Origin of the sequence: Bacillus sp. S4 (assembly GCF_040838205.1) — a bacterium.
GTDB lineage: Bacteria > Bacillota > Bacilli > Bacillales > Bacillaceae_G > Bacillus_A > Bacillus_A cereus_U.
Map to the genome: position 1 here is coordinate 1 of NZ_JBFPJI010000220.1, position 5,550 is coordinate 5,550.

The following is a 5,550-nucleotide window of genomic DNA, read 5'->3' on the forward strand; positions in this document are numbered from 1 at the left end:
CTTCAAGTACAATAAAACAATACATGTATACATACAGGCGGGGAAAAACATGAATGAAAAATTAATTGAGAAAATGATTATAAAAAGTTTTCGGCAATATCAATGTAATCCTGTTTCAAAAGAGGATCAGGAAATGCTAATTAAACATATTCAAATGATAATTCATTCAAATACTGAAATTGATGTATACGAGGCTGTTGAGGATATCGTTTACGATTATGTGACTGGAAAATAAAAAAATAGGAGATTTCCATATGGAAATCTCCTATTTTTTACTTAATGATTTGCCTGCAACACGTTCAAATAAACCTGGGAATAATGCGTAGAGCTTTGGCCCCATTCCCATCCACTTCGGCAAGTTTACTTCACGTTTTTTCGTTTGCATCGCCTTTACGATTTGTTCTGCTACATATGTTGGTTTTAACATGTAACGTCCCATATTTTTCACATATGTACCTGATTGATCGGCTATTTCAAAAAAGTTCGTATCTATCGGTCCCGGGTTAATTGCTGTTACATACACATTTGTGTTAGATAACTCCATGCGCAAACTATTCGTAAATCCTAATACAGCGTGTTTTGTTGCTGCATAAGCACTCGACTTCGGAGTTGCAATTTTTCCAGCCAATGAAGCAATATTAATAATTTGTCCTTCGTTCCTTTTTACCATATAAGGTAATACCGCTTTCGTACAAGCTACTAATCCAAATACATTTACTTGAAACATATCCTTTACTTCATCCATTGAAGCATCTTCAAACGTTTTAAAAATACCAAATCCCGCATTATTTACCAATATATCAATACGTCCTACTTCTTGTAATACCTTTGAAAAAACAGATTGTACTTTCGTTTCTTCACTTACATCTAATACATAGTAATAGCAAGGCGTATTATAAGTTTCTTTAATTTTGTCTGCTAATGCTTGTAGCTTCTCTTCTGTTCGGGCCATTAATACCGGCGTCGCCCCTTGCTCTGCAACCTGCATTGCAACTTGCTCTCCAATTCCACTAGAAGCACCTGTAATGACGATTACTTTTTCTTGTAAACGTCCCGTCATTGCTGTCACCTACTTTGCATAATAAATCAATTGTTGTGAAGATTCATCAATCATCACTTGTTGATTATATGCTAAAAAGTCTAATTGTCCAACAGTTTCTGAGATAGTAAGTGGCAATTGCTCTTTATATAATACCGGAAATAGTTTTACACATACTTCAAATGCTGTCATTGGCTTTTCCTTTAATAGTTCAAGCACTTTAAAAGCACGTGTCTCTTGCTTTTGTAATCTTGTTTCAATAAGTTGTTTCATATTCAGAACATCTTCCCCATGCCCTGATAAAATACGTGAAATATTCATTTCACTTAAACGTTTTAACGTTTGATTATACTGCAATAAAGGACGCGCTCTTTCTGTTTGCCCTTCATATGGTGGTTCTAATATTGGATTTGAAGAAATATGACTAATGAGAGCATCCCCACCAATTAATATTCCATCAGATTCTCTATATAATGAAATATGAGTGGAAGCATGACCCGGGGTTTCAATCACTGTAAATCCAGGTAACGAATCTATACGATCTCCCTCTCTCACGGTATGTGTTAACGATCTATTACAAGAATATTTGAGTGTCTTCGTCGTCAATAACGCCTCACCATTCAAAAACGCTGCTGGAACGCCGAACTGCAAGGCTGTCTCTTTAAAAAATTCATGATACCTCTTTAAAAATTCAGCATTCTGTGTAATCCACGGTTCATTCCAAGGATGTCCGATAATCTTTACTTTTTCAGAAAATGTATTTAAAAGTCCGCAATGATCCGCATGGTGATGCGTAATCACTACCGTTTCAATATCTTCTATCTTATACCCTAATGCACCTAATTGACTTTCTAATGCCTTCTTTGCTTCTTCTGTATTTGTCCCTGTATCAATTAACGTTAATGTTTCTCCCTCAACTAAAAACACATTCACTGTCTCAACTGCAAATGGAACAGGAATCTCCATTCGATGAATCGCCGTCATGCTTAGCCCCCCCTGTCTTTTTCCGGTTCAAAATGAATACCTCTTCAGTTTACAACTTCCCTATAAATTTGTCATTATTTTCAGATAAAAAGAGGTGTTTTCCATAAAAAAACGAATGTATGTACATTTATAAGCATTTCTAACCAAATTCAAAGGAGGCACATCATGTCTATGCAAAACATTTCCTTTCTCGGTGCAGGCTCTATTGCCGAAGCGATTATTGGTGGTTTATTAAACGCAAATGTTGTTAAGGGAGAACATCTCACTGTAAGTAATCGTTCTAACGAGACAAGATTACAGGAGTTACATAAAAAATACGGTGTCAAAGGTACACATAATAAAAAGGAGTTACTTGCTGATGCAAATATTCTTTTTCTAGCGATGAAGCCAAAAGATGTCGCAGAAGCGATTATTCCTCTTAAAGAATACATAAATAATGACTTGCTTATTATTTCGTTACTAGCAGGTGTTTCTACTCATTCAATTAGAAACCTACTTCAAAAAGACGTTCCGATTATTCGTGCAATGCCAAATACATCTGCGGCTATTTTAAAATCCGCTACTGCTATCTCACCTTCAGAACACACAACGGAGGAACATATTCGCATTGCAACATCGTTATTTGAAACGATTGGTCTCGTCTCTGTTGTAGAAGAAGAAGATATGCATGCTGTCACTGCATTATCCGGAAGTGGACCAGCTTATATTTATTATGTGGTAGAGGCAATGGAAGAGGCCGCAAAAAAAATTGGTTTAAAAGAAGATGTTGCAAAATCACTTATTCTTCAGACGATGATTGGTGCTGCTGAAATGCTAAAAGTAAGCGAAAAACACCCTTCTATTTTGCGAAAAGAAATTACTTCTCCTGGCGGAACTACCGAAGCAGGTATTGAAGTATTACAGGAGCATAATTTTCAACAAGCATTAATCTCCTGTATTACACAAGCAACGAAACGATCACACGATCTTGGAAAAACATTAGAAAAAATAGCAGAAGAAAAATAAAAAACGGAGCTCAACTTTATTTGAGCTCCGTTTTTTATTTTAATCATATGATATGCTTTTAGTTATTACTCTTACCAAAAATCTCTTCTTGCAGACGACGACCTGTTGGTGTTGCTGCAAGTCCACCTTCTGCTGTTTCACGAAGTGCTACTGGCATCGTTTGTCCAATTCTAAACATCGCCTCAATGACTTCATCACATGGAATTGTACTAGTTACACCAGCTAATGATAAATCAGCTGAAATCATGGCATTCGCAGCTCCTGCTGCATTACGTTTTACACAAGGTACTTCTACAAGCCCTGCAACAGGATCACATACTAAACCAAGCATATTCTTTAATGAAATCGCCATCGCTGTAGCTGCTTGATCTTGTGTTCCACCAGCCATCTCAACTGCTGCTGCTGCTGCCATTCCACTTGCTGAACCTACTTCAGCTTGGCAACCTCCTGCCGCGCCGGAAATACAAGCATTATTCGCAACAACCATACCGAAAGCTCCTGCTGTAAATAAAAATTCAATCATTTCTTCGCGTGTCGGCTGTAATTTTTCCTGCAGTGCAAAGAGTACACCTGGCACTGTTCCAGCAGATCCTGCTGTTGGTGTTGCACAAATGATTCCCATCGCCGCGTTTACTTCATTTGTTGCGACAGCTCTACTCACTGCGTCCAAAATTGTATCTCCAGATAAGCCTTTTCCACTCTTTAAATACGCTTGGACTTTCACAGCATCCCCGCCAGTTAAACCAGTCGGTGATTTTACACCACGAATACCTCGTTCTACTGCTTGCTCCATCACGACTAAGTTCTTTTCCATTCCAGCAATTACTTCTTCACGTGAGATGCTTCTTGTTTCCATTTCACATTGAATCATAATTTCTGCGATTTTTACATTTTGCTCTTTAGCTTGCGCCACTAGTTCCGCTGCGTTCCGAAACATGGTGTGTCCCCCCTGCAATTAATCCATAATAGTTACTTGACAAATATTTTGTTGCCCATTTATTTCTGCGATTACTTCATCTGCTAATAATTCATCTGTTTCAATGACCATAAGCGCTCTTCTTCCTTTTTCTTTACGAGAAACACTCATTGTACTAATGTTAATCTCATGCTTAGCAAGGATCGAAGCTACAGCTGCGATAGCACCAAAGCGATCGTTATTTACAATAAGTAGTGCTGGACTCGTGCCTGTTAATTGAAGATCGAATCCGTTTAATTCTACTACTTCAATTTTACCGCCACCAATTGAGCAAGCAACAACTTCAATTTCCTCTTCACCTTTATACAGACGAATTTTCGCTGTATTTGGATGCGGAGCATTTGCATCTTCTTCAATGAATTCCACTTCAATCCCGCGTTCTTTTGCAATATCTAACGCACTTGGAATACGTAAATCATCTGTTTCAAATCCTAGTATTCCACCGATTAGCGCTACATCCGTACCGTGACCACGGTATGTTTTTGCAAATGAACCATATAATGAAATGCTAACTCTCTCTGGCTCATGACGAAACAGCTGACGAGCAACTTGCCCCATTCTTGCCGCGCCTGCTGTATGTGAACTTGATGGACCAATCATCACCGGACCAATAATATCAAACACTGAGCGGTACTTCATCATAACTCCCCCTAAACCTCTATGAAAATTTTTTCTACTATTCTATTAAGCTGCCACATCTGTTGCTTTTCCAGCCGTACCACGAATTAGATAGTTTTTGAATAGCAGTGGACCAATATATCCTGAAATAATACCAAATACCATAATACACAAGAAACATAACGTTACTTTCATTGGATCATTAAATCTAATCCTTCTGGTACACGTTTTTTAATTTGTTTTATTAAAAATGATATAAGATAACCAGCAATAAAGCCTGGTAGCAATCAAAATTTTAACACAGAAGCCCCTACAAGGATAGCATAAACAGGTGATATACCCATCGCTAATGCGCTACTCCGCCTAGACTACCTGCTGATTGTCCAACCTCTTTTAAAAATGGCATACCAATTAAATCTCCACCAACGTATAATTGAAAAGCTTCAACTAAGAAACTTGCAACGGCCGTATTCGCTAAAGCTCCCATTGCTTTCATACCGTTTGGTGCTTTAAAACTAAAGAGTGAAAAAAGACTTAGTACAAATAATAGTAATATCGTTCCCTTAATAATCTCCATGATGCCCTCTCACTTTTTAGTCAATTTCGTTTGTTACGAAAAATGGCTAAAACGCACGCTGTAACTTACTATAAAGTGAAACTTTAATCAGTGGGGGGTTTGTCCATCCCCACTGATTATTAGCCTTCACCAATCGGGCATTAACGGGCAGTTATCTCCCAACTAACTTCCTCGCATTCGCTGAATTTTGAGGCGGGAGTCTTACTGCCGGCGAATAGCGGGATAAATTATAATGTGCCCTCATTATAGCTTGTTTTTTATGAAACGCTTACTTTTATTGAATTTTAAAATTTCTGAATAAAAGTCTGTTTTTCCTATTTGTATCACTTGTATGTCGTCCTACTTATATAA

The 5,550-nt window shown here is 37.7% G+C and carries 7 protein-coding genes and 1 pseudogene; 2 read left to right on the plus strand and 6 right to left on the minus strand.

Annotated elements, in window-relative coordinates; genetic code table 11:
- Nucleotides 1-49 precede the first annotated feature (49 nt).
- Entirely contained in the window at nt 50-235 is a 186-nt protein-coding gene (locus tag AB3X48_RS16830) for a YqzH family protein (RefSeq protein WP_002160569.1), read from the plus strand.
- A 30-nt stretch (nt 236-265) separates the two neighbouring features.
- Here the strand turns inward: AB3X48_RS16830 and AB3X48_RS16835 are convergent, their stop codons facing one another.
- Together AB3X48_RS16835 and AB3X48_RS16840 are read right to left on the minus strand one after the other, a co-directional pair.
- Nucleotides 266-1,060, minus strand: coding sequence for an SDR family oxidoreductase (locus AB3X48_RS16835; protein ID WP_002199407.1), 795 nt, complete (start codon nt 1,058-1,060; stop codon nt 266-268).
- Between the two features lie 9 nt (nt 1,061-1,069).
- Nucleotides 1,070-2,023, minus strand: coding sequence for an MBL fold metallo-hydrolase (locus AB3X48_RS16840; protein ID WP_002111697.1), 954 nt, complete (start codon nt 2,021-2,023; stop codon nt 1,070-1,072).
- A gap of 165 nt (nt 2,024-2,188) precedes the next feature.
- Here AB3X48_RS16840 and proI point away from each other — a divergent pair, with 165 nt between their 5' ends.
- Nucleotides 2,189-3,028, plus strand: coding sequence for a pyrroline-5-carboxylate reductase ProI (proI, locus tag AB3X48_RS16845; RefSeq protein ID WP_088099498.1), 840 nt, complete (start codon nt 2,189-2,191; stop codon nt 3,026-3,028).
- 58 nt (nt 3,029-3,086) lie between these two features.
- Here the strand turns inward: proI and sdaAA are convergent, their stop codons facing one another.
- The 4 genes and pseudogenes from sdaAA to AB3X48_RS22100 form a co-directional block, all read right to left on the minus strand.
- Nucleotides 3,087-3,965: an L-serine ammonia-lyase, iron-sulfur-dependent, subunit alpha gene (gene sdaAA / locus AB3X48_RS16850; RefSeq protein WP_016106116.1), complete on the minus strand. Its 879-nt coding sequence runs from the start codon at nt 3,963-3,965 to the stop codon at nt 3,087-3,089.
- An 18-nt stretch (nt 3,966-3,983) separates the two neighbouring features.
- Complete coding sequence (gene sdaAB / locus AB3X48_RS16855) at nt 3,984-4,643, minus strand: L-serine ammonia-lyase, iron-sulfur-dependent subunit beta (RefSeq protein ID WP_002088527.1); 660 nt, start codon at nt 4,641-4,643, stop codon at nt 3,984-3,986.
- Between the two features lie 45 nt (nt 4,644-4,688).
- Nucleotides 4,689-4,817, minus strand: coding sequence for a hypothetical protein (locus AB3X48_RS16860; RefSeq protein ID WP_033714872.1), 129 nt, complete (start codon nt 4,815-4,817; stop codon nt 4,689-4,691).
- Nucleotides 4,818-4,822: 5 nt separating this feature from the next.
- A pseudogene (locus AB3X48_RS22100) lies at nt 4,823-5,199 on the minus strand (PTS sugar transporter subunit IIC); the annotation flags it as partial.
- Nucleotides 5,200-5,550: the final 351 nt, after the last annotated feature.

Coding starts and splice junctions, on each gene's coding strand:
- AB3X48_RS16830 (WP_002160569.1), top strand. CDS start 50: ATGAATGAAAAATTAATTGAGAAAATGATTATAAAAAGTTTTCGGCAA.
- AB3X48_RS16835 (WP_002199407.1), bottom strand. CDS start 1,060: ATGACGGGACGTTTACAAGAAAAAGTAATCGTCATTACAGGTGCTTCT.
- AB3X48_RS16840 (WP_002111697.1), bottom strand. CDS start 2,023: ATGACGGCGATTCATCGAATGGAGATTCCTGTTCCATTTGCAGTTGAG.
- proI (WP_088099498.1), top strand. CDS start 2,189: ATGTCTATGCAAAACATTTCCTTTCTCGGTGCAGGCTCTATTGCCGAA.
- sdaAA (WP_016106116.1), bottom strand. CDS start 3,965: ATGTTTCGGAACGCAGCGGAACTAGTGGCGCAAGCTAAAGAGCAAAAT.
- sdaAB (WP_002088527.1), bottom strand. CDS start 4,643: ATGAAGTACCGCTCAGTGTTTGATATTATTGGTCCGGTGATGATTGGT.
- AB3X48_RS16860 (WP_033714872.1), bottom strand. CDS start 4,817: ATGAAAGTAACGTTATGTTTCTTGTGTATTATGGTATTTGGTATTATT.